Genomic DNA, 20,159 nt, shown 5'->3' with positions numbered 1-20,159 from the left:
GTGCGCTGGCTGGCAACGGCGAGGCTGCTAGCGCCCCAGGTCCTTCGCCGACACCCCGGCGATCCCCCAGTTCTCCTTCGGCACGTCGTGCAGCCACACGCGCACGTTCTCCTTCGGCGCGTTGACGGCCTCGACGATGGCGGCCGTGACCTTCTCGATCAGCGCGCGCTTCTGGTCCTCGGTGCGGCCTTCGATCAGGTAGATCTGTGCAAACGGCATGGTCCGGCTCCTTCCGTGTTCAGACGAAGCGCAGCCCGACGCTGCCCATGCCCTGCACCTTGAGCGTGACCGAGTCGCCCGCCTGCACGGCCACCGCCTCGGTGATGCCGCCCGAGAGGATCAACGTGCCGGCGGGAATCTCCTCGCCGCGCGCGCCCAGGTGGTTGGCCAGCATCGCGATGGCCGCGGCCGGATGGCCGAGCACCGCCGCGCCGGCGCCGAAGGCCACGGGCTGGCCGTTCTTCTCGAGCACGATGCCCGTGGTGCGCAGGTCGACCTCGCTCGCGGGCACGGCCCGGCCGCCGACCACGAAGCGCGAAGCCGAGGTGTTGTCGGCCACCACGCTCTTGAGGTCGAACTTGAAGTCGCGGTAGCGGCTGTCGATCACCTCGATGCCGGGCAGCACGAAGTCGGTGGCCGCGAGCACCGCGCCGATGTGGCAGCCCGGGCCCCTGAGCGCGCGCTTCGTCACGAAGGCGATCTCGGGCTCGACCTTCGGATGGATCAGCTCGCTCACCCTGCACTCGCCGCCCTCGGGCACGGCGTAGTTCTCGGCCATGAAGCCGAAGACCGGCGTGGTCACGCCCATCTGCTTCATCTTGGCGTGCGAGGTCAGGCCGGCCTTGAGGCCGACGATGCGCAGGCCGCGCGCGGTCTTGCGGCGGCGGATCTCGTCCTGGATCGCATAGGCGTCGTCCCAGTCCATCTGCGGGTATTCGTCGGTGATCTTGGGCGTGTCGCGCGCCTCGAGCTCGCAGGTCTCGAGGTGCTCGGCGAGCGCGGCGATGGTCTTCGCATCGAGCTTCATGCCGCCACCTCCTGCACGACCTCGGCGGCCACCGGCACCGGCGCCCGGCGCTCGCGCGCCAGCGTGATCGCCGTGTCCTCGATCATGTCCTCCTGCCCGCCGACCATGCCGCGCCGGCCCAGCTCGACCAGGATCTCGCGCGCCGGCACGCCGTATTTCTTCTCGGCGCGCTTGGCGAACAGCAGGAAGCTCGAGTACACGCCCGCGTAGCCCAGTGTGAGCGAGTCGCGGTCGACGCGGATCATGTGGTCCATGATCGGTACCACGCGGTCCTCGGCCACGTCCTGGATGCCGAACACGTCGACGCCGGTCTCGATGCCCATGCGGTCGCAGACCGCGACGAACACCTCCATCGGCGTGTTGCCCGCGCCCGCGCCCAGCCCCGCGGCGGCGGCGTCGATGCGGTTCGCGCCCGCCTCCACCGCGGCGATCGAGTTCGCGATGCCCATCGCGAGGTTGTGGTGGCCGTGGAAGCCCAGCTCGGTGGCGGGCTTCAGTGCCGCGCGCACCGCGCCCAGCCGCGCCTTCACGTCCTCGGGCAGCATATGGCCGGCGGAATCGGTCACGTAGATGCAGTTGGCGCCGTAGCCTTCCATCAGCAGCGCCTGGCGCACCAGCAGTTCGGGCGAGGCCATGTGGGCCATCATCAGGAAGCCGACCGTGTCGAGGCCGAGCTTGCGCGCCATCGCGATGTGCTGCTCCGACACGTCGGCTTCGGTGCAGTGCGTGGCCACGCGCACCGTGTGCACGCCCAGGCCGTGCGCCATGCGCAGGTGGTCGACGGTGCCGATGCCCGGGATCAGCAGCGCCGAGACCTTGGCGCGCTTCATCAGCGGGATGACGGTGCCGAGGTACTGCTCGTCGGAGTGGGCCGGAAAGCCGTAGTTGACCGAGCTGCCGCCCAGGCCGTCGCCATGCGTGACCTCGATCAGCGGCACGCCCGCCTCGTCGAGGCCGGTGGCGATGTGCTTCATCTGTTCGAGGGTCATCAGGTGGCGCTTGGGATGCATGCCGTCGCGCAGGGTCATGTCGTGCACGGTGACGCGGCGGCCCTTCAGGGTGGTGGTGTTCATGGGGTGGGTGCTCCTATGCCGCGACGGCTTCGGGTTGCGGGGCGCCGGCGAGCATCGCCTCGGCGAACATCTCCGCCGTGCGCGCCGCGGCGGCGGTCATGATGTCGAGGTTGCCGGCGTACTTGGGCAGGTAGTCGCCCAGGCCCTCGACCTCGAGGTAGATCGACACGCGCTTGCCGTCGAACACCGGCCCGTTGACCAGCTTGTAGCCCGGCACGTAGCGCCGCACCTCGGCGATCATGGCGTGCACCGAGGCGGTGATGCGCGCCTCGTCGGGCGTGTCCTCGGTCAGGCAGTGCACCGTGTCGCGCATGATCAGCGGCGGCTCGGCGGGATTGACGATGATGATCGCCTTGCCCTTCGCGGCGCCGCCCACGCGCTCGACCGCGCCGGCCGTGGTGCGGGTGAACTCGTCGATGTTCTTGCGCGTGCCTGGACCGACCGAGCGGCTCGACACGGTGGCCACGATCTCGCCGTAGGCCACGGGCTGCACGCGCGACACCGCCGCCACCATCGGGATGGTGGCCTGGCCGCCGCAGGTGACCATGTTGACGTTGGCGGGCCGCTCGCCGGCATCGGCCATCAGCGCCTGCAGGTTGACCGGTGGCACGCAGAACGGGCCGATGGCCGCGGGCGTGAGGTCGATCATCAGCACGCCGAGCGCATGGAGCTTCGCGCTGTTCTCGGCATGCACGTAGGCGCTGGTGGCATCGAAGGCGATCCGCACGCCGTCGGCCTTCACGTGCGACAGCAGGCCGTCCACGCCCTCGGCGGTGGTCTTCAGGCCCATCTCGCGGGCGCGCTTCAGACCGTCGGACTCGGGGTCGATGCCCACCATCCACACCGGCTCGAGCACCGGGCTGCGCTGCAGCTTCGCGAGCAGGTCGGTGCCGATGTTGCCCGGGCCGATCAGCGCGCACTTGATCTTGTTCGTCATGGGTTTTTCTCCGTCAATGGAAGCGCACCGAGCAGCCGCCGAGGCCGCCGATGGAGACGCGGAAGTTGTCGCCGGCCTGGGCCGGGAACATGGCGGCGAGCGCGCCCGAGAGGATCACCTCGCCGGCCTTGAGGCCGATGCCGAGCGCGCCGAGGGTGTTGGCCAGCCACGCGACCGCGTTGACCGGCGAACCGAGCGCGGCGGCGCCCGCGCCGGTGGCGATGATCTCGCCGTTCTTCTCGAGCACCATGCCGCAGGTCGAGAGGTCGACGCGGCGCGGATCGACCGCGCTGTCGCCGAGCACGAACACGCCGCACGAGGCGTTGTCGGCCACGGTGTCGGCGATCCTGATCTTCCAGTCGCGGATGCGCGAGTCGACGATCTCGAAGCAGGGCATCACGCATTCGGTGGCGGCCAGCACGTCGGCGTTGACTATGCCCGGGCCCATCAGATCGCGCTTGAGGATGAAGGCGATCTCGCCCTCGGCCTTGGGCTGGATCAGCGTGGTGCTGTCGATCGACTCGCCCTCGCCGACGATCATGCCGTCGAGCAGGTAGCCGAAGTCGGGCTGGAACACGCCGAGCATGTTCATCACGGCGCGCGAGGTCACGCCGATCTTCTTGCCGACGATGCGCTCGCCGGCATCGAGGCGGCGCGCGATCATGCGCTGCTGCACGCCGTAGGCATCGGCCACGGTGATGCCCTCGTGGCGGCTGGTGAGCGGATCGACGACGCTGCGCGCGCGCAGCGCCTCGTAGAGCTCGTCGCCGAGCTGCTGGATCAGTGTGGGGTCCATGGTCTCTCTTTGCGTTGGGATGGAAGAAATCAGTCGGCCTCGGCCAGGAAGTCGCCGACCAGCCGCGCGAAGCGCGCGGCATGCTCGATCTGGGTCCAGTGGCCGCAGCGGCCGAACACATGCAGCTGGCTGTCGGCGATCCACTCGGACAGCGTCAGTGAGGTGGCGAGCGGGATCACGCGGTCCTCGCGGCCGTGGATCAGCAGCGTGGGATGCGGCAGCGCGCGGATGTCGGCCTCGGGACTGGCCAGCGCATCGACCCAGCGCTGACGCGGTGCCGGGAACATGGCGCCGAACGACTCCTGGAAGCCGGGCCGGATGCTGGCCTCGTAGCGCAGCTGCGCGAGCTCGTCGCTGACCAGCGTGCGGTCGAAGGCGAACACGTCCATGATGCGGCGCATGTTCTCGAACGAGGGCGTGTAGCCCCAGACGGCGTCGAGGCCCGGCGTGATCGCGAAGGGCACGCCCACGCTGCCCATCAGCACCAGCCGGCGCACGCGCTGCGGCGCGCGGATGGCGAGCGCCAGCGCGAGCGCGCCGCCGAAGGAGTTGCCGATCAGGTCGGTGCGTTCGATGTCGAGCGCATCGAGCAGGTCGAGCGCCTGGCGTACCCAGCCGTCCATGTCGTAACGCGCGCCCGGCACGCGCTCGGTGAAGCCGAAGCCGGCCATGTCGGGCGCGATCGCGCGCCGGCTCGCGGCCAGCACCGGCAGCACGAGCCGCCAGTTGGCCCAGGCGCTGACGCCCGGGCCCGAGCCGTGGATCAGCAGCACGGGCGCACCCTGCCCCAGGTCGTGCACGTTGGTGGCGAAGCCGCCGGTGCGCACGCTGTGGGCGATCTCGGGGTTGGTCACTGCCGTGTCCTCAGAGCTTGATGCAGACGTTGCGGAGCTCGGTGTAGAACTCCAGCGAATGCACGCCGCCCTCGCGGCCGATGCCCGAGGCCTTGGCGCCGCCGAAGGCGGTGCGCAGGTCGCGCAGGAACCAGCTGTTGACCCAGCAGATGCCGACCTCGACGCGCTTGGCGACGCGGTGCGCGCGGCCGAGGTTCTCGGTCCATACGGTGGTGGCGAGGCCGTAGTCGGTGGCGTTGGCGAGCGCGATCGCTTCCTCCTCGGTGTCGAAGGGCGCGATGTGGCAGCAGGGGCCGAAGATCTCCTCGCGGATCACCGCGGCCGTCTCGGGCAAGCCGGTCCAGATGGTGGGCTGCACCCAGTTGCCCTCGGCCAGCGCCCCCTTCATGGCCGGCACGCCGCCGCCCGTGACGACGGTGGCACCCTCCTGCACGGCCTTCTCGTAGTACGACAGCACCTTGCGCTGATGCTCGCGCGAGATCAGCGGGCCGAGGCCGACGCCGGGTTCTTCCGAAGGACCTGGCTTCAACGCCTCGGCCTTGATCTTGAGCGCCGCAACGAACTTCTCGAAGATCGGCCGCTGCACATAGACCCGCTCGGTGCCCAGGCAGACCTGGCCGCAGTTCTCGAAGGCCGAGCGCGTGATGCCGGCCACGGCCTTGTCGAAGTCGGCATCGGCGAACACGATGCCGGCGTTCTTGCCGCCGAGCTCGAAGGACACCGGCCGCACGCCCCTGGCGGCCGCGGCCATGATGGCCTCGCCGGTGCGGGTCTCGCCGGTGAAGGTGATGCCGTTCACGCCCGGATGCCGGGTCAGGAACTCGCCGGCCGAGTCGGGCCCGAAGCCGTGCACGACGTTGTAGACGCCCGCCGGAATGCCGACGGCGTTCATCACTTCGCCGAGCAGGGTGGCGGTGGCGGGCGTTTCCTCCGAGGGCTTGACGACGACGGTGTTGCCGCAGGCCAGCGCGGGGCCGACCTTCCAGGTCATCAGGAGCAGCGGCAGGTTCCAGGGGCAGACGACGCCGATCACGCCCAGCGGCGAGCGCACGGCATAGTTGAGCGCCTGGCCGCCGTCGGGCGTGACCATCTCGAAGCTCTCGGTGGGCACGTTCTTCACGATGTCGGCGAACACCTTGAAGTTGGCCGCGCCGCGCGGGATGTCGACATGCGAGGCCAGCGCATGCGGCTTGCCGGTGTCGGCCATCTCGGCGGCGAGGAAGTCGTCGAAGCGCCGGTTGATCTCGTCGGCCACCGCATGCAGCAGCTCGACGCGGCGCGCGACGCTCATGCGGCCCCATTCGCCATCGAGCGCGGCGCGGGCCGCGCGCACGGCGGCATCGACCTCGGCCGCGCCGGCTTCGTGCACCAGGCCGATCAGGCGGTTGTCGACCGGTGCCCGGTTCTCGAAGGTCTTCGCGCCGGCGACGAACTCGCCGCCGATGAAGTTCATGAACTGCTTCATCGAGCGCTCCTCAGGTCAGCACGCTCAGGAAGTTCTCGTTGAGCTTGCGGTCGTGATAGAAGATCGCGCGCCCGAGCTCGTCGTCGGTCCACACCAGCGGCGGCTTGTCGGGGTAGTAGATGTAGCCGCCCGAGAACACCTCGTTGCGGTTGCCGCTCGGGTCGAAGAAGTAGATGGTCTCGCCGCGCGTGATGCCGTGGCGCGTGGGACCGATGTCGAGCGACACGCGCTTCTTCGAGATGATGTCGGCCGCCTTCAGCACCTCGCCCCAGTTATCGAGCAGGAACGACGCATGGTGGAACTTGTTCTTCTCGGCATGGCGGATGAAGGCGATGTCGTGCGGCTTGGTCGAGCAGGTCAGGAAGGCCGCGATGTACATGCGCTCGGGACCGGCCACCACGCTCTCGGCGAGCTGGAAGCCCAGCACGTCGATGAACAGCTTCATGGTGCCGTCGAGGTCGTCGCCGTACAAAAGGCAATGGTCGAAGCGCGAGGGCGCCATGCCCTTGAGATCGTCGGGATAGACCTCGGGGTTCTCGTAGGACATGCCGTTGCCGACCTTCTCCTTCTCGGCGAACAGTTCGATCGAATGGCCGGTGGGCACGGTGAAGCGAAAGCGCCTGCCGGTGCGCAGATGCTCCCCGGCCTCGATCCACTGCAACTCGGTCGCGAGGCCGCTGGCCTTGACGTCGGCCGCGAGCTTCTCGAGCGTGGCGGGCGAATCGACGCGAAAGCCCATGAAGTCCATGCCGGCCTCGTCGGCCTCGCGCAGCACCACGCTGTGGTGATCGTGCTCGTCCCAGGCCTTGAGGTAGATGCGGCCCTGCGGGTCGCGAGCGGTTTCGATCAGGCCCAGCACGTCGCGGTAGTGCTTGAGCGCGGCCTCGATGTCGAGCACGCGCAGTTGCACGTGTCCGGGACGGATGACGCCGGTGATTGCCATGAGAGTCTCCTTGGTGGTTGAAAAGGTTCAGGTGGGGGAACTGGAATTTCTGGAAGCCGTTGCTGCATGCCGTTCGATGCAGCGGGCCAACTTGTCGACGGCGCGCAGGGCAAGATCGCTTTGCGGATAGGCCCTGCAGGCGAGCACATAGCCCTGGGCTTCTTCCGCGGCGCTGACGTGGCAGCGGCTCATGCGGTCGTGGCGCACATGGCCCGATTCGATGCGGACCTTGCAGACGCCGCAGCCGCCGCCTCGGCAGCCGACGGGGATGCCTTTGCGGCCCAGTTTTTCCATGCCGCCGAGCAGGGTCTGGTTGGGTTGGCAGTCGTATCGCTCGCCGGTGTTGTCTATGGCTACTGAGAAGGTCATGAAGGTTCTCGTTTGGTTGGCCGGGGGCGCGTGCACAGGACAGCGGGTACTTCCCTCCGCGAATGTCCCCCGCCCTTCGGGCTCCTCCTTTATTTCGCTGCGGGAAGCACCCACTGCCCTGTGCACGGGGGCGCTGTGGTGGTGCCGGCCGCACAACAACCGTTGCGTCCAGGCGCACGTCGATGGGGTACTCCCCGCAGCGAAATAAAGGAGGAGCCGAAGGCGGGGGACATTCGCGGAGGGGAGTACCCCATCGGCGTGCGCCCGCCCCGACGCATCCAAAAAAAGACGAGCCATCGCTAAAGCGCCTTGAACAAGGGACTGCGAGGCGCAGCAGAAGCCGCATCCGCCGCCGTAAAAAACTTCTCGGTATAGATATCGCGCTCGAACAGCCGCCCCTGCATCAGCGTCGCGATACAGGCCTCGGTCATCGGCGGCGGCCCGCACAGATAGGCCTTGTGCCCCCGGAAGTCGTTCGCGAAATGCGCCTTCAACGCTTCGTGCGCATAGCCCCGCGCACCGGTCCAGTCCGAGCCCTCGGGCAGGTCCGACAGCACCGGCAGATAGCTGAAGTTCGGATGCGCGTCCGCCAGCTGCTCGAACAGCTCGCGAAAGTACAGCTCCTCGGCATTGCGCGCCCCCTGGATCAGCGTGATCGGCAAGGTGCATCCCTCGGCCAGCAGATCGAGCACCATCGACTTCGGGCTCGACAGCCCCGAGCCGCCGGCCACGAAGATCATCGGCAGCCGCGCCGACTTGCGCACGAAGAAGCGGCCGTTGGGGGCCGTGAAGCGCAGCCGCTGGCCCGGCTGCAGCGCGTCGTGCAGCCAGCCCGTGGCGCGGCCGCCGGGCACGCGGCGGATGTGCAGCTCGATCAGATCCTCGCCCGGTGCATTCGCGATCGAGAAGGCGCGCTCCCCTTCCACCCCCGGCACCTGCAGCATCACGTACTGCCCGGCCTGGAACGAGGCCGCGCGTTCCGTGCGCAGCCACAGGCCGCGGATCGTCGGCGTCAGCATGCGCGCCTCCACCACCTCGGCATCGAAGTCCTCGAGCGGCAGGAAGCGCGCATCGGGGTCCTCGTCGATCTCGGCCTCGATCACCAGGTCGGCCTGCGCCATCGCGCAGCACGCCAGGATCTTGCCCTCGTCGCGCTCGAAATCCATCAGCGCGAAGTTCGAGGCATCGCCGTGGTCGCATTCGCCCTCGAGCACCTGCACCTTGCAGGTGCCGCACACCCCGTGGCCGCAGGCGTGCGGCAGCCACACGCCCGCGCGCAGGCAGGCATCGAGCACCGTCTGGCCGTCGCGCGCCGCCACGCCCTGGCCCAGCGGCTCGATCATGATCTGGAAGCTCATGGCATCGCTCCTTGCTCGGTGGGCAGCCTCAGCTGCACGAACCCTCGATGCCGCGCAGGCCCGGCGTGCGGAAACGGATCGCCGACTTGTGGACCAGGCCGTTGTCGGCCAGCGACTTCGCGGCATCGGGCACGAAGGGCTTGCCCGAGTCGAACCACTCGGCCGTGGTCCAGTCGATCTTTTCGAAATCGGGATGGCTGCCGTAGACGCCGGGCAGCACCTCCGACAGCAGCGCGCCGAAGGGCATGGCCGCGGGCAGCGGCAGGCACACGGGCGAACAGAACAGCAGGTGGTCTTCCCAGCCGATGTAGAGCAGGCGGTTGCCGTGGAAGCGCTCCTCGGCATCGGCGACGGTGCCGGTGTAGCCCGGGGCGAGTGCAATGACGGACATGTTTTTTTCTCCTGGATGAATGACGGCTTCGGCAGCGCGGCTTCGCCTCGTGGCTCAAGCGACGATCGCCTCTTTCTCGGGGGGGGCGCGGCGCTCCGTCGAGGTGTCCTGTCCCGTCCACCGATCCCAGTTCGCCTGGTCCGGAGAGCCGTTGAACTCGCCGTTGTCCGCGCCCGCGTTGATGTGGTAGTAGTCGAGCACCGCCGCGAGCGGGTTGAAGCCCTCGACCGTCGGGTCGGTCCCCTCGGGGAAGCAGTTGCCCTGGTAGATCTGGTGCACCGGCAGCCAGGCCTGCACGTACTTCTCGGGCTCGCCGTCGAACACGTCCTTGCAGCCGTCGGAGCAGAAGTGGTACTTCATGCCGTGGTAGCTGCTCTCGCGATAGCAGATCTTGGTCGGGTCGTCGGGCTCGGTGAAAGCCATCGGGATCTGGCAGGTCTGGCACAGCATCGGCAGCGTGTTGTTGAACCAGCGCTTGCCCTGCTGCTCCTGCGCGGCCAGCCACTCGAAGCGCGGGCGGTACAGCGCGTCGAAGGTGTCGGGGTACTTGGCCGACAGCCACTCCATCTCGTCGGGGCGCGGTGCCCACACGTTGATGTTGGCCGCGTGGCCGTAGTTGTTGAAGATGGCCCAGGCCTCATGCGAGAGGCGGCCCTTCTCCTTGCTCGCCACCTCGTGGTACTTGGGCATGCGGATGCCGTAGCGCGAGAGGTCCTGGAACAGCGCGCCGCCATTCTTCTCGAAGTACATCTCCCAGGCCTCGGACCAGCTCATCACCCGCTTGGGCAGCATGTAGTCCATCATCATCGACACCAGCGTCAGCAGCCGGTAGCCGCGCCAGAACCACTTGTCGACCCACTTCTGCACGATCGGCACGTTGCCCGGGTCCTGCTCGAGGATGAACTTCACCACCTCCAGGCCCAACGTCATGTGGCGCGACTCGTCGCTCTGGGCCGAGAAGCCGAAGGTCACGGTGGCCATGTCGCCGTTGTAGGCGGCGCCGCTCATGAAGGGCATGAACAGCAGGTTGGTCAGCACGTACTCGAACGAGAACGAGATCGCGGTCACGAACTCGAAGGGCCCCGCGCTCATCGCGTCCTCGAAGTAGCTCTTGGGCACCGACAGGTACCACACGCGGTCGTGCATGTGCTGCGGATCGTGCAGGCCGTTGAAGTACTTGTTGAAGTGGCTGATGGTGTGGAACTGCGTCTGCGCATGGCGCAGCTCGTCGATCGACTGCATCTGGCAGGCCACGCGCGCGCCCACGCCGCGAAACGACCGCCCGGCCATCGCATAGCCGCGGTGCGCCGCGTACTCCAGCGGCGACACGCCCGTGAGGAACAGCTTCAGCGTGTTCAGGTAGCGCGGGTCGCTGATGTTGAACTGGCCGTTGTTCTGCTGGAACGCGTCGATGATCGCGTAGAGCTTCTTCTCCTTCTCGCCCTGGAACTTCCAGTAGGCGTCCATCGTGAGGCGGAACGGGTCCTCCCACTGGTCCCAGTCGTGGATCTTGATGCCCTCGAACTGGTCGAAGGGGAACACGTCGTCCATCGACTGGTAGCTGGTCTCCCAGCCGAGGCCGCGGGTCATCATGGCGTAGCGTTCCTTGAGGCCGAGGCGCTTGCCGGTGCTGCTGTTGGGGGTCGTCATGGCGTTGTCGTCCTGTGCGTTGTCGTTGTGGGTGCGGTGGTCGTCGGGGTGCGCGTGCTCAGGCGCCCCAGTGCAGCGAGAACTCGTCGTCGGTCTCCTCGATGCTTCCCGACAGCGAGATCAGGCTCAGGTGCAGCTCCTGCAGGTCCCAGCGGCGGCCGAGCAGCGACTCGACCGTGGCGCGGCGCAGCGTGAGCCGGCCGGGCGCGTCGATCTTGACCATGGCGGGGTACTCGCTGACGATGGCCTCGGGGTTGTCGGCCACGATGGCCTCGACGATGGCGCGGGCGCTCTCGCTGATCTGCAGCGCGATGAAGACCGGCGTGCGGGAGAGTGCCGCGGTGGCGGTGGCGGTGGTCATGGGATGGGTCTCCTTGCGGTGGTGATTCAGGCGGTGCGCACCGAGCGCGCGAAGCGGGCGTCGAGCGCCGTGGCGAGTTCCTGCAGCGCCGGTGCGCCCTGGGCGCCGAGCGCCAGCGCGGCCAGCGGCGCGAGCGCTTCGGCGATCTGCGCGCGCCAGTCGGCGTACCAGGCCGCGAGCTTCCGGGCATTGGCCGGCGACTCGTCGGCCGCGGTCTTCAGCGTGGCATCGACCCAGCGCGCGTTCTCGTCGAACCACTCGTTCATGAACTCGGTCAGCATCGCCAGCGCATGGCCGGTGGCCGCGCCCTGCGCGTTCACGTAGTGGCGGTAGACCAGCGGGTACAGCAGGCCGTCGAACACCAGGTTCTGCGCCACGAACAGCTCGAACCAGTCCTTCGTGACGAACAGGTTCTCCATCGTGCGGCGCACGCCCTGCCAGGCCGGGTGCGACATCCAGGCCTCCTTGCCCGCGTCGAGCGCCTGGCCCGAGTTGCCGTCGAGCTGCAGGCCGATGCGCGAGAGGTACTGCGCGATGCCGAGCCGGTCCATGGCCGCGAAGACGAAGGGCTGCGTGATCGCGGTGCCGTAGCCGTAGCCGCAGCAGTAGCTGTGGTTCATGTTGGCGCCCCACTCGTAGTGGCGCAGCGGCACCAGCACCTGCTGCAGCGACTCGCGCACGCCGGCATCGGCCTGCGCCAGCAACTGGCGCTTGTCGGCGAACTCGAACTGCCGGTCGGCGCCCTCCTGCTGGCGCGCGCGCGTCATCGTGTAGACGCCGTAGTAGAAATGGCGCGGGTCCTTGAACGCATACCAGTCGGCCATGACGATCGCGGTGCGGCGCTTGTCGTAGAGCTCGTGCTGCGGATCCCACAGCGGGCGGTAGTGGAAGTTGGCCGTGGGCTGCATGTCCAGCGTGGCTTCCTGGTAGCGCGAGGCCGGCTTGTCGCCGAGCCGCCGCGCCACGTGCGAGAAGGTCTGGCGGATCGGCCGGATGTCCGAGGTCTTGATGTCGACTTGCACGGTGGGGTCTCCTTGGGTTGTCTCTTTGGAAAAAAACGGTGGGTGGGCGTGTCAGTGCTCGATGCCGGGCGCGCCGAAGCGCCACTTCATGCGCTCGAAGTCCAGGCGCGCGCCCTCCTCGGTCGTCAGGTGGCGCACCTCGTGGCGGGTGCAGAACTCGCGGAACTGGTCGAACAGCAGCACCAGCTCGACCGCGAGCTCGGGGTCGCCGATGGCGAACTCGAACTCGACGAAGCGGGCATCGCGGGTACCGGTCACGCGCACGAAACAGGGCTGGCCGGTCATCCGGGCCGCGCTGTCGCTGGAGTGGCTCGCAGGCATCGAAGGCATCACTTGTTCAATCCATCACTTGGTGGACGACAACGGCGCCGCCCGTGCCTGTAAGGGCAACGGGCGTGCCAGCGCGGCTAAGTGATTGATTTGCAAAGGCCCGCGATGCCGGCGGGCCGCGAGCACCGGGTAGTCCCGGATGCTCGTTTGATCATTTGCTGCGGTGCAGCTTGATCAAATGGTGAAAAGGCCGCGAACGGCTCAGGAGGCCGGCAGGCCTTCCTTCTTGAGGCGGTAGGCCAGCTGCGGCCGCGTGATGCCCAGCAGACGTGCCGCCTGCGAGAGATTGCCCTTGGCGCGCTGCATCGCGGTCTGCATCAGGCGCCGCTCGAGCGAGGCGATGTCGATGTTCTGCTCGAGCACGCGCTGGCACAGCGCGTCGAGCTCGCTGCCCTCGCCCGCGGCTTCGGCCGGCGCGCCGACCTGGCCCTTGGCATCGAGCCCGCTGCCGTCGGGCATGCCGGGCGGCGACATCCAGAGGTGGCTGGCCTCGATGTCGCCGTGGTCGCTCGCCAGCAGCACGGCGCGCTCGATCACGTTCTCGAGCTCGCGGATGTTGCCGGGCCAGGCATGCTTCTGCACGTCGCGCGCGGCCTTGTCGGTCAGGCCGCGCAGCTTCTTGCCATAGAGCGCGCTGTACTTCTCGACGAAGCGCGTCACCAGCGCCGGGATGTCGGCCGTGCGCTCGCGCAGCGGCGGGATCGAGATCGGGAAGGTGTTGAGCCGATAGAACAGGTCGGTGCGGAAGCGCCCGGCCTGCATCGCCTGCTGCAGGTTGACGTTGGTGGCGGCGACGATGCGCACGTCGACCTTGATCGGCTGCTCGGCGCCCAGGCGCTCGACCTCGCCGGTCTGCAGCACGCGCAGCAGCTTGACCTGCGCGGCCAGCGGCAGGTCGCCGACCTCGTCGAGGAACAGCGTGCCGCCGTGCGCGCGCTCGAAGCGGCCGGCGCGCGCATGGTGAGCGCCGGTGTAGGCGCCCTTCTCCACGCCGAACAGCTCGGCCTCCATCAGCTCGGCCGGGATCGCGGCGCAGTTCACCGCGATGAAGGGCTGGCGCGCGCGCGGGCCGTTGTCGTGCAGCCAGCGCGCGAACACCTCCTTGCCCACGCCGGTCTCGCCGAGCAGCAGCACCGTGATCGCGCTGTCGACCGCGCTGCGCATCAGCTCGAAGGCGGCGCGGAAGCCCGGCGACACGCCCACCAGCTTCTGGTCGTATTCGCGCCGCGGCTGCAGCCGGCGGATGTGCTGCAGCCCGAGGTTGAACTCGATCAGGTTCTCTGCCACGTGGTGCTGGCGGAAGTAGTCGAGGTAGTGGTCGTCGTGCCAGTCCTCGGCCGGCTGGCCGACGATGCGGCAGCGGCTGTCGCCCATGCTCGTGCACTCGACCTCCTTGAACACCACCATGCGCCCCATGAAGGCCGTGGTGTAGCCCGAGGCATAGCCGATCTGCGACCAGCACTGCGGGTCCTCGCCATAGCCGAAGTCGGCCACGTGGGCCTCGCACTCCCACGAGTTCTCCCAGAGGAACTCGCCGTAGAACTGCCTGGTCGCGATGTCGAACTCGAGCTGCGTCTTCTGCACCGAGACGATGCCCTCGATCGAATGCAGGCGCGGCCCGAGCATGAAGGCGTCTTCGGCGCGCATGCCGGCGCGGCGTTCGCGCACCGCCACCTCGCCGTCGCGCAGCCCCGACGCGAAGCCCATGCGCACCAGCAGGCCGCGCGCGCGCTCGATGCCGAGCGAATCGAGCAGTTCCTTGCGCAGCTCGGCGAAGGCGCGCGCATGCAGGAGCAGCATGCGCTGCTCGTCCAGCCAGATATGGCCCGAGCCGGCGCTGAAGCGCAGGAGCGAGAGAAGTTCTCCCACGGGGTGTCTCCTAGATCTTGGGGGCGTGTCGGCCCGCATTGTGCGGCACGGTGCGGCGCGCGGGGAGCGCGTTTTCGCGGGGGCCTGGCTTCGGTCGCCGGTTCTCTTCCGGGGACTCAGCGGGAAGGCATCAAGCCTGTTCCTTGCGCGTCTCGATCCAATGCACGACCTTGCCCGCGTGGCTGTGCGGCGCCTTGGCGCCGACGCGCCGGGCCAGGTCGGCCAGCGTCTGGGAAGACAGCACCTGGCGCATCCGTTCCTCGGCCTCGAGCATCACCGCGTGGATCGAGCAGACACCGTCCATCGCCCAGCGCGGCGCCGCGCCGTCGAAGACCGCGCAGCGTCCGCGGATCTCGCGGCACTCGAACAGCGCCTTCGGTCCGTCGATGGCTTCCACCACGTCGAGCACGCTGATCCGGTCGGCGGGCTTGGCCAGGCGGAAGCCACCGTTCTTTCCCTCGGTCGCCTCGGTCAGGCCTGCCTTGCGCAGCTTGGTGAAGAGCTTGGCCACGAACTCCACCGACAGGCCCTGGAGCTCGGCGAGGTCGCGCACGCTGGCTTCGGTGACTCCGGTGAGAGGCCCCGACAGATAGAGAAGGCAATGCAGTCCGTATTCGACACCGGCACTGATGTGGCTCAAGCTGGCTCCCGTGGGAATGGAGGGGCGGATCGTAACTGAGCCACCCCTCGCGCAGCGCGACGCGCGGCGGCGCTCACTTCTTGTCGAGCGTGACCAGGTTCTTCTCCTTCGAATCGGCCACGAAGATCGCCAGCAGCTTCGCGGGCTCGGTGGCGCTCGCGTTGTCGCTCACCGCGTGGTGGGCACCGGGCTGCTCGGTCCAGCTCTCGCCCGCGCGGTAGACGACCTCTTGGCCGTTGTCGAGCTTGCTGCGGATCGCGCCTTCCAGCACATAGCCCACCACGAAGGCCTGGCCGTGGCGATGCGCGGGCGTCTTCGCGCCGGGGGCGTAGCTGACGACCAGCGCCGTGAGCGTCTTGCCGGGCACGTTGGCGATCGCGTGGGCGAAAGCCGGAACGATGACTTCGCGCTGCGGCTCGGGCGGTGCCGCGACGGCGGTGCCCGCGACGGTGAAGGCGAAAAGAGCGAGTGCGAGCGATGCGGTTTTCATGAGAGATCTTCCTTGGGTTGGCGTTGCGGATATGCACGAGCCGATGCCGTGCGTCTAACTCGGGTCGTTGGCGGCGACCCGCATGGATTCGCCGTCGACATGGACATCGACGACCAGCCGTTCGAACGCCCGCTGCTCCTCGGCGCTCAGCCCCCGGGCCAACACCTTCAGCGCGTTGCGATAGCACGGCAGCATCAGCACGGCGATCGAACGCCAGGTCTCGTCGCCCGCCGCGATCGCGGACTCGCATCGAAGGATGTTTGTGTACGCGCCCAGCATGGCGAGGGGTCGGTTCATGAAATCGGCGATTGAAATTTTTACTACGACCAGTATAGTCGTAGTTAAGCGATCCACACCGGATCGTCTTGAAGACCCCGCGCGCACCGCACCCTTCGCAATGCGCCGCGGGACATGAACCTCACAGAACCGAACCATCCAAAATGACCCAACGAATCCTGGTTGTAGGCGCCGGCTTTGCCGGCATGTGGAGCGCCTTGAGCGCGGCGCGCGCCCTCGACATGGCAGGCCACGCGAACGACGGCGTGGAGATCCTGCTGGTCGCGCCCGAGCCCACGCTGCATGTGCGCCCTCGCCTCTACGAAGTGCCGCAGGAGGCGATGAAGGCGCCGCTGCAGTCCGTCTTCGATACCGTCGGTGTGCGCTTCCTCGCGGCACGCGCGGAGCAGATCCGCACCGATGCGCAGGAGGTCGACGTGGTCGACGCCGCGGGCGCGCGCCAGACGCTCGCCTACGACAGGCTGGTGCTCGCGGCCGGCAGCCAGCTCTTCCGCCCGCCAGTGCCCGGCCTGCATGCGCACGCACTGAGCGTCGACCAGTACGAGGACGCCGTGGCGCTCGACGCGCACCTGCGCAAGCTCGCGCTGCAGCCCTCCTCGCTCGCGCGCAACACCATCGTGGTGGTCGGCGGCGGCTTCACCGGCATCGAGACCGCGGCCGAGATGCCGGCGCGGCTGCGCGAGATCATGGGCGGCGACATCGAGCCGCGCGTGATCGTCGTCGAGCGCGCCGATGCGATCGGTCCCGACCTCGGACCGGGTCCGCGGCCGGTGATCGAGAAGGCGCTGAAGTCGCAAGGTGTCAGCTGGCGGCTGGGCGTGGAGGTCGAGAGCATCGACGCCGAGGGAATCACCACCTCGGGCGGCGAGCGCATCGAGGCAGCGACGGTGATCTGGACCGCCGGCATGCGCGCGACCGCGCTGACGCAGCAGATCCCCGCCGAGCGCGATGCCGCGGGCCGCATCCTCGTCGACCGCAACCTGCAGGTGCCGGGCGTTCCGAACGTCTTCGTCACGGGCGATGCCGCGCGCGCCGCCACCGACGACGAGGGCAACGTCGCGATGATGTCGTGCCAGCACGCGATGGCGCTCGGCCGCTCGGCCGGCCACAACGTCGCGGCCGATCTGCTGGGGCTGCCCAAGATCGCCTATTCGCAGCCCAAGTACGTGACCTGCCTGGACCTCGGTCCCTGGGGCGCCGTGTACACCGAAGGCTGGTCGCGCGAAGTGAAGATGGAAGGTGCCGAGGCCAAGGCGCTCAAGCACCAGATCAACACCGAGTGGATCTATCCGCCCACCGGCGACCGCGCCGAGATCCTGCGCTCGGCGGACCCGGGCCGCATCGTCGTAGCCTGAGCCGCGTCGCGGCTGCCGGGTGTCAGTACCCGGTCCGCTTCCAGGCGATGCCGTCGGTGGAGCGGTAGGTGCCGCCGGTGGCGCAGCACCCGCCGGCACCGATCGCCATGCGGCCCAGTTGGGCCGTCATCACGCTGCCCTCGACCTGCAGCGACTGGCGCTGGCAGACGCTGAAGAAGGGATAGAACTCGGGCTTGAGCACCGAGGTCCATTCGACCTCGCCGCCCTCGAGGCTGCGCACGCTGTAGACCTCGCAGTCGTTCACGACCAGGTGGATCGCCCGCCCGGCGAAAGTGCCGCGGAACATCAGTTCGGGCGGCGCATCGCGCGTGATCTGTGCCTCCTTGCTCAGCGGTGGCGGCGGCGGCGCGGGCTTCTCGCAGCCCGCGAGCGCGACGGTTAGGGCCAGGCCGCAGGCGATGTGATGCGCGCCCTTCACGCGGCCTCACTCCCGTCGTCGCGCTCTTCTTCCGCGACGGCACTACGGTCCTTGATGCGCGTGACCTGCGACAGCAGCGCATCTTCGGCCGCCATGTCGGGCCGCTGCCCGCGATAGACCGGCTGCTCGAAGCTGCCGCCCGCATAGCGATAGAGATAGCGCACCTCGACCAGCGTGCCGGGCGCGGGCAGCGCCTCGTTCGGCGGCACGGTGACGTTGCCGAGGTCGACCAGCACGCCGGACTCGTCGCGCAGGCCCACGGCCACCGAGCGTTGCGCATTGACGCGCAGCACCTCGCAGGTCGCGCTCTGCTGGAACTTGAACTTGAGGCTCGCGGCACTGCGCCCCGCGGCGAAGGGCGCGGCCAGCGCCTTGAGCACGAAGCCCTCGCCATGCGCGGCACGCAACTCGGCCGCGCGCCGGTGCTTGGCCGAAGCCTCGGTCTCGAGCGGCAGCACGGCCACCCAAGGCAGTGCGGCCGCGAAGGCCTCGAGCCGCCGGAAGCGTTCGACGAAAGCCTGCGCGCGCAGGTCCTCGCCGCCGGCCTCGAGCAGGTCGAAGGCCAGGAAGCCATCGCCCACGTGCTCGCCCGCGATCACCGCGCGGCCGGCCGGCAGCGCGGCGGTCGCGACCCAGGCCTGCGGAATGTCGACGAACAGGCCACGGCGGTTGGTGCCGCGCACCGCGCCTTCCTCGATCAGCAGCATGCGGTTCTCGCCATCGGCCTTTTCCTGCAGGCCCCAGCCGGGGTCGTCGAGGTAGCGCGCGAGCTGCGTCTCGGCGATGAGGGTCGGCAGCTGCGGCAGCTCGCCACTCCTGCGGCCCGCGAACTCGGAGGCGGTGTAGAGCGCCCCCGAGGCATCGGTGGTGTAGCCCTTGCCGGTCTTCTCCTTCACCACCTTCTGGTAGATCTTGAGCGCGGCCTCGTAACCGACCGGGCTGCTGGTCTTGGTGCCGGTGGCCAGCGTGCCGCCACGCCGGCCATTGCCGTAGTCGACCACCCAGCCCTCGTCCTTCGGTCGCAGGTGGACCTGGTAGACCTTGTCGGAGCCCTGGCCCGTGAAGTAGAGGAAGCTGGATTGCGCGAGAGGTTCGGTGCTGGACATGGCGGCGGATGCGATGGAACGAACGGCGCCGTGGCATTGCACGACGCTGCGATGCTACACAGCACGCGCCGCGCCGCCGAATGACTTTAGGCACTGGTGCCGCACGCCCGGCGCACCTAGCCTACGCCCGCACAGGCGAACACAAGGGGACGGCGCCATGGGATTTCTGGACAAGGTCCGCAAGCTTTTTTCATTCAGTTTCAATCGGCTCGAGGACGGCACGCCGCTGACGCCCGCGCAGCATCGCGGCCTCGCGCTCGGCGCGGTCTATGCGGCCGAGTCCTACCTGCCGATCAACGCGCTCACCGCGGAATCCGACCGCGCCACCGCCGTGGCGCTGCTGGCCTCGGCCTGGGGCGTCACCGGTGCCGGCAGCGCGCGCGAGGTCACCGAGTCGCTGCTGTCGCAAGGCCATCGCGCCCACTACGCGGTGGTGAACCCGCGCGTGGAGCGCCTCCACCGCGGCAGCCGAAGCGACGCGGCGGCGGTCGCGCAAGCCAACCTCGCGGCACTGCCCGGCGAGGCCGTGGCGCGCGGCCTCGATCTCGAGAGCACGCGCGACTACTACGAAAGTTGGCACGAGGCCGCCGAGGAAGGCCTGTTCGACAAGCTGCCGCGGCCGCTGCCCGCGAGCATCATGGCCTGGGACATGGGCCGGCTGGTGCAGCTGCACCGGCTGATCCAGGACGCGCGGCTGCTGCGCGCCGAGGAATCGTGGAACGCGATCGCGAGCGCGGCGCGCCTCGCGCAGCCCGCCTACCAGTCGTGGCGCGACTTCGGCGACAGCTTCGTGGTCGGGCGCGCGTTCTGGCTCGCCACCCACGATCTCGACCGCATCGCCGAGGACACCGATACCTTCCAGCGCGCCACCGCCCACCTGCTCTCGCACGAGCACAGCCCGTGGCGACAGATGGCATGGTGAGCCGGCGCTCATTCGAGCGTCATCGAAGCATGCGGGAACAGGGCCTAAGATAGCTGGATGCCCCGATCGGCCACACCGCGCGATCGAGGGCATTCAACCGAAGGCAGGGAGGCCTCCGCGTGAAGCGCATTCGATCCGAGAAACTCACACGAACGAGACCGGGGACATCGACGGTCACGGAACACGTCACCATCGAACTGTTCGAGCTGCCCGCCGACGCCGGGCACGTGGTGCACCTGAGCAGCAGCCGCGACGGACTGCAGTGGCGCGAGACCGTGCTGACGCCCGCGCCGCTCGCGCTCGACAAGGCGATGGCGGTGTTCGGCGATGCGCTCGCCGCGCAACTCGCGCGCGGCCTCGCGCTCGAAGGCGCGCCGCTCGTGGCATCGGCACCGGCCGCGCCCATCGCCGCCGCCGCTTCTCTTTCGTCGGCCGACACCATCCTGCTCGACCGCATCGCGCCCG

Annotated in this window: 22 protein-coding genes and 2 pseudogenes; 3 read left to right on the top strand and 21 right to left on the bottom strand. The window is 68.7% G+C overall.

Features of this window, described 5'->3' with window-relative positions; translation table 11 throughout:
- Positions 1-27: 27 nt before the first annotated feature.
- From thmT to AC27VN_RS09345, 19 genes and pseudogenes are all read right to left on the bottom strand, one after another.
- A pseudogene (gene thmT / locus AC27VN_RS09435) lies at positions 28-225 on the bottom strand (2-hydroxymuconate tautomerase); the annotation flags it as partial.
- Positions 226-238: 13 nt separating this feature from the next.
- Positions 239-1,027: a 2-oxo-3-hexenedioate decarboxylase gene (gene dmpH / locus AC27VN_RS09430; protein WP_490876387.1), complete on the bottom strand. Its 789-nt coding sequence runs from the start codon at positions 1,025-1,027 to the stop codon at positions 239-241.
- Positions 1,024-2,100 (bottom strand): 4-hydroxy-2-oxovalerate aldolase, encoded by a 1,077-nt coding sequence (gene dmpG / locus AC27VN_RS09425; protein WP_490876386.1) that lies wholly within the window; start codon positions 2,098-2,100, stop codon positions 1,024-1,026. Before dmpG ends, dmpH begins: the two co-directional genes overlap by 4 nt.
- Positions 2,101-2,113: 13 nt before the next feature.
- A complete protein-coding gene (locus tag AC27VN_RS09420) occupies positions 2,114-3,037 on the bottom strand; it encodes an acetaldehyde dehydrogenase (acetylating) (RefSeq protein ID WP_490876385.1) in 924 nt (307 codons plus the stop codon).
- A gap of 13 nt (positions 3,038-3,050) precedes the next feature.
- Positions 3,051-3,833 (bottom strand): 2-oxopent-4-enoate hydratase, encoded by a 783-nt coding sequence (gene dmpE, locus AC27VN_RS09415; RefSeq protein ID WP_490876384.1) that lies wholly within the window; start codon positions 3,831-3,833, stop codon positions 3,051-3,053.
- A 29-nt stretch (positions 3,834-3,862) separates the two neighbouring features.
- Positions 3,863-4,687 (bottom strand): alpha/beta fold hydrolase, encoded by an 825-nt coding sequence (locus tag AC27VN_RS09410; protein WP_490876383.1) that lies wholly within the window; start codon positions 4,685-4,687, stop codon positions 3,863-3,865.
- Positions 4,688-4,697: 10 nt separating this feature from the next.
- A complete protein-coding gene (locus tag AC27VN_RS09405; protein WP_490876382.1) occupies positions 4,698-6,152 on the bottom strand; it encodes a 2-hydroxymuconic semialdehyde dehydrogenase in 1,455 nt (484 codons plus the stop codon).
- Positions 6,153-6,162: 10 nt separating this feature from the next.
- On the bottom strand, positions 6,163-7,095 hold the full coding sequence (locus AC27VN_RS09400; protein ID WP_490876381.1) for a catechol 2,3-dioxygenase: 933 nt from the start codon (positions 7,093-7,095) through the stop codon (positions 6,163-6,165).
- Between the two features lie 27 nt (positions 7,096-7,122).
- Positions 7,123-7,464, bottom strand: a complete 342-nt coding sequence (locus AC27VN_RS09395) for a 2Fe-2S iron-sulfur cluster binding domain-containing protein (protein WP_490876380.1) — start codon at positions 7,462-7,464, stop codon at positions 7,123-7,125.
- Between the two features lie 299 nt (positions 7,465-7,763).
- Positions 7,764-8,822, bottom strand: a complete 1,059-nt coding sequence (locus AC27VN_RS09390; protein ID WP_490876379.1) for an NADH:ubiquinone reductase (Na(+)-transporting) subunit F — start codon at positions 8,820-8,822, stop codon at positions 7,764-7,766.
- A gap of 28 nt (positions 8,823-8,850) precedes the next feature.
- Positions 8,851-9,213: a phenol hydroxylase subunit P4 gene (locus tag AC27VN_RS09385; protein ID WP_296777653.1), complete on the bottom strand. Its 363-nt coding sequence runs from the start codon at positions 9,211-9,213 to the stop codon at positions 8,851-8,853.
- Positions 9,214-9,267: 54 nt separating this feature from the next.
- Positions 9,268-10,863, bottom strand: a complete 1,596-nt coding sequence (locus AC27VN_RS09380; protein ID WP_490876378.1) for an aromatic/alkene/methane monooxygenase hydroxylase/oxygenase subunit alpha — start codon at positions 10,861-10,863, stop codon at positions 9,268-9,270.
- 58 nt (positions 10,864-10,921) lie between these two features.
- A complete protein-coding gene (locus AC27VN_RS09375) occupies positions 10,922-11,224 on the bottom strand; it encodes an MmoB/DmpM family protein (protein WP_490876377.1) in 303 nt (100 codons plus the stop codon).
- Positions 11,225-11,250: 26 nt separating this feature from the next.
- The gene (locus tag AC27VN_RS09370; RefSeq protein WP_490876376.1) at positions 11,251-12,246 is read right to left on the bottom strand and encodes an aromatic/alkene monooxygenase hydroxylase subunit beta; all 996 of its coding nucleotides are present in this window, start codon (positions 12,244-12,246) and stop codon (positions 11,251-11,253) included.
- A 51-nt stretch (positions 12,247-12,297) separates the two neighbouring features.
- On the bottom strand, positions 12,298-12,576 hold the full coding sequence (locus AC27VN_RS09365; RefSeq protein ID WP_490876375.1) for a phenol hydroxylase subunit: 279 nt from the start codon (positions 12,574-12,576) through the stop codon (positions 12,298-12,300).
- Positions 12,577-12,777: 201 nt separating this feature from the next.
- Positions 12,778-14,484 (bottom strand): sigma 54-interacting transcriptional regulator, encoded by a 1,707-nt coding sequence (locus AC27VN_RS09360; RefSeq protein ID WP_490876374.1) that lies wholly within the window; start codon positions 14,482-14,484, stop codon positions 12,778-12,780.
- A gap of 91 nt (positions 14,485-14,575) precedes the next feature.
- Entirely contained in the window at positions 14,576-15,085 is a 510-nt protein-coding gene (locus tag AC27VN_RS09355; protein ID WP_490876373.1) for an RrF2 family transcriptional regulator, read from the bottom strand.
- 73 nt (positions 15,086-15,158) lie between these two features.
- The gene (locus tag AC27VN_RS09350) at positions 15,159-15,575 is read right to left on the bottom strand and encodes a cupin domain-containing protein (RefSeq protein WP_490876372.1); all 417 of its coding nucleotides are present in this window, start codon (positions 15,573-15,575) and stop codon (positions 15,159-15,161) included.
- A 54-nt stretch (positions 15,576-15,629) separates the two neighbouring features.
- Complete coding sequence (locus AC27VN_RS09345) at positions 15,630-15,872, bottom strand: hypothetical protein (protein WP_490876371.1); 243 nt, start codon at positions 15,870-15,872, stop codon at positions 15,630-15,632.
- Between the two features lie 143 nt (positions 15,873-16,015).
- Here AC27VN_RS09345 and AC27VN_RS09340 point away from each other — a divergent pair, with 143 nt between their 5' ends.
- The gene (locus tag AC27VN_RS09340; RefSeq protein WP_490876370.1) at positions 16,016-17,227 is read left to right on the top strand and encodes an NAD(P)/FAD-dependent oxidoreductase; all 1,212 of its coding nucleotides are present in this window, start codon (positions 16,016-16,018) and stop codon (positions 17,225-17,227) included.
- 22 nt (positions 17,228-17,249) lie between these two features.
- Here AC27VN_RS09340 and AC27VN_RS09335 read toward each other — a convergent pair whose 3' ends face one another.
- Both AC27VN_RS09335 and AC27VN_RS09330 read right to left on the bottom strand, forming a co-directional pair.
- Positions 17,250-17,666 (bottom strand): hypothetical protein, encoded by a 417-nt coding sequence (locus AC27VN_RS09335; protein WP_490876369.1) that lies wholly within the window; start codon positions 17,664-17,666, stop codon positions 17,250-17,252.
- The gene (locus tag AC27VN_RS09330) at positions 17,663-18,772 is read right to left on the bottom strand and encodes an ATP-dependent DNA ligase (protein ID WP_490876368.1); all 1,110 of its coding nucleotides are present in this window, start codon (positions 18,770-18,772) and stop codon (positions 17,663-17,665) included. The genes AC27VN_RS09335 and AC27VN_RS09330 overlap by 4 nt, the downstream gene beginning before the upstream one ends.
- A 157-nt stretch (positions 18,773-18,929) precedes the next feature.
- Here AC27VN_RS09330 and AC27VN_RS09325 point away from each other — a divergent pair, with 157 nt between their 5' ends.
- Both AC27VN_RS09325 and AC27VN_RS09320 read left to right on the top strand, forming a co-directional pair.
- Entirely contained in the window at positions 18,930-19,694 is a 765-nt protein-coding gene (locus AC27VN_RS09325; protein WP_431512336.1) for a DUF1266 domain-containing protein, read from the top strand.
- Between the two features lie 119 nt (positions 19,695-19,813).
- A pseudogene (locus AC27VN_RS09320) lies at positions 19,814-20,159 on the top strand (hypothetical protein); the annotation flags it as partial.

The sequence above is a fragment of the Variovorax sp. 20P10.2.4 genome (assembly GCF_058244205.1).
This window is presented reverse-complemented; position numbering and strand designations above follow the sequence as displayed.

Excerpts from the sequence above, each read along its gene's own strand:
- AC27VN_RS09400 (WP_490876381.1), bottom strand. The coding sequence starts at position 7,095 with ATGGCAATCACCGGCGTCATCCGTCCCGGACACGTGCAACTGCGCGTG.
- dmpE (WP_490876384.1), bottom strand. The coding sequence starts at position 3,833 with ATGGACCCCACACTGATCCAGCAGCTCGGCGACGAGCTCTACGAGGCG.
- AC27VN_RS09340 (WP_490876370.1), top strand. The coding sequence starts at position 16,016 with ATGACCCAACGAATCCTGGTTGTAGGCGCCGGCTTTGCCGGCATGTGG.
- AC27VN_RS09360 (WP_490876374.1), bottom strand. The coding sequence starts at position 14,484 with ATGCGGGCCGACACGCCCCCAAGATCTAGGAGACACCCCGTGGGAGAA.
- AC27VN_RS09350 (WP_490876372.1), bottom strand. The coding sequence starts at position 15,575 with ATGAAAACCGCATCGCTCGCACTCGCTCTTTTCGCCTTCACCGTCGCG.
- AC27VN_RS09385 (WP_296777653.1), bottom strand. The coding sequence starts at position 9,213 with ATGTCCGTCATTGCACTCGCCCCGGGCTACACCGGCACCGTCGCCGAT.
- AC27VN_RS09390 (WP_490876379.1), bottom strand. The coding sequence starts at position 8,822 with ATGAGCTTCCAGATCATGATCGAGCCGCTGGGCCAGGGCGTGGCGGCG.
- AC27VN_RS09420 (WP_490876385.1), bottom strand. The coding sequence starts at position 3,037 with ATGACGAACAAGATCAAGTGCGCGCTGATCGGCCCGGGCAACATCGGC.
- AC27VN_RS09380 (WP_490876378.1), bottom strand. The coding sequence starts at position 10,863 with ATGACGACCCCCAACAGCAGCACCGGCAAGCGCCTCGGCCTCAAGGAA.
- AC27VN_RS09395 (WP_490876380.1), bottom strand. The coding sequence starts at position 7,464 with ATGACCTTCTCAGTAGCCATAGACAACACCGGCGAGCGATACGACTGC.
- AC27VN_RS09365 (WP_490876375.1), bottom strand. The coding sequence starts at position 12,576 with ATGCCTTCGATGCCTGCGAGCCACTCCAGCGACAGCGCGGCCCGGATG.
- AC27VN_RS09375 (WP_490876377.1), bottom strand. The coding sequence starts at position 11,224 with ATGACCACCGCCACCGCCACCGCGGCACTCTCCCGCACGCCGGTCTTC.
- AC27VN_RS09330 (WP_490876368.1), bottom strand. The coding sequence starts at position 18,772 with ATGTCCAGCACCGAACCTCTCGCGCAATCCAGCTTCCTCTACTTCACG.
- dmpG (WP_490876386.1), bottom strand. The coding sequence starts at position 2,100 with ATGAACACCACCACCCTGAAGGGCCGCCGCGTCACCGTGCACGACATG.
- AC27VN_RS09345 (WP_490876371.1), bottom strand. The coding sequence starts at position 15,872 with ATGAACCGACCCCTCGCCATGCTGGGCGCGTACACAAACATCCTTCGA.
- AC27VN_RS09405 (WP_490876382.1), bottom strand. The coding sequence starts at position 6,152 with ATGAAGCAGTTCATGAACTTCATCGGCGGCGAGTTCGTCGCCGGCGCG.
- AC27VN_RS09325 (WP_431512336.1), top strand. The coding sequence starts at position 18,930 with ATGGGATTTCTGGACAAGGTCCGCAAGCTTTTTTCATTCAGTTTCAAT.
- dmpH (WP_490876387.1), bottom strand. The coding sequence starts at position 1,027 with ATGAAGCTCGATGCGAAGACCATCGCCGCGCTCGCCGAGCACCTCGAG.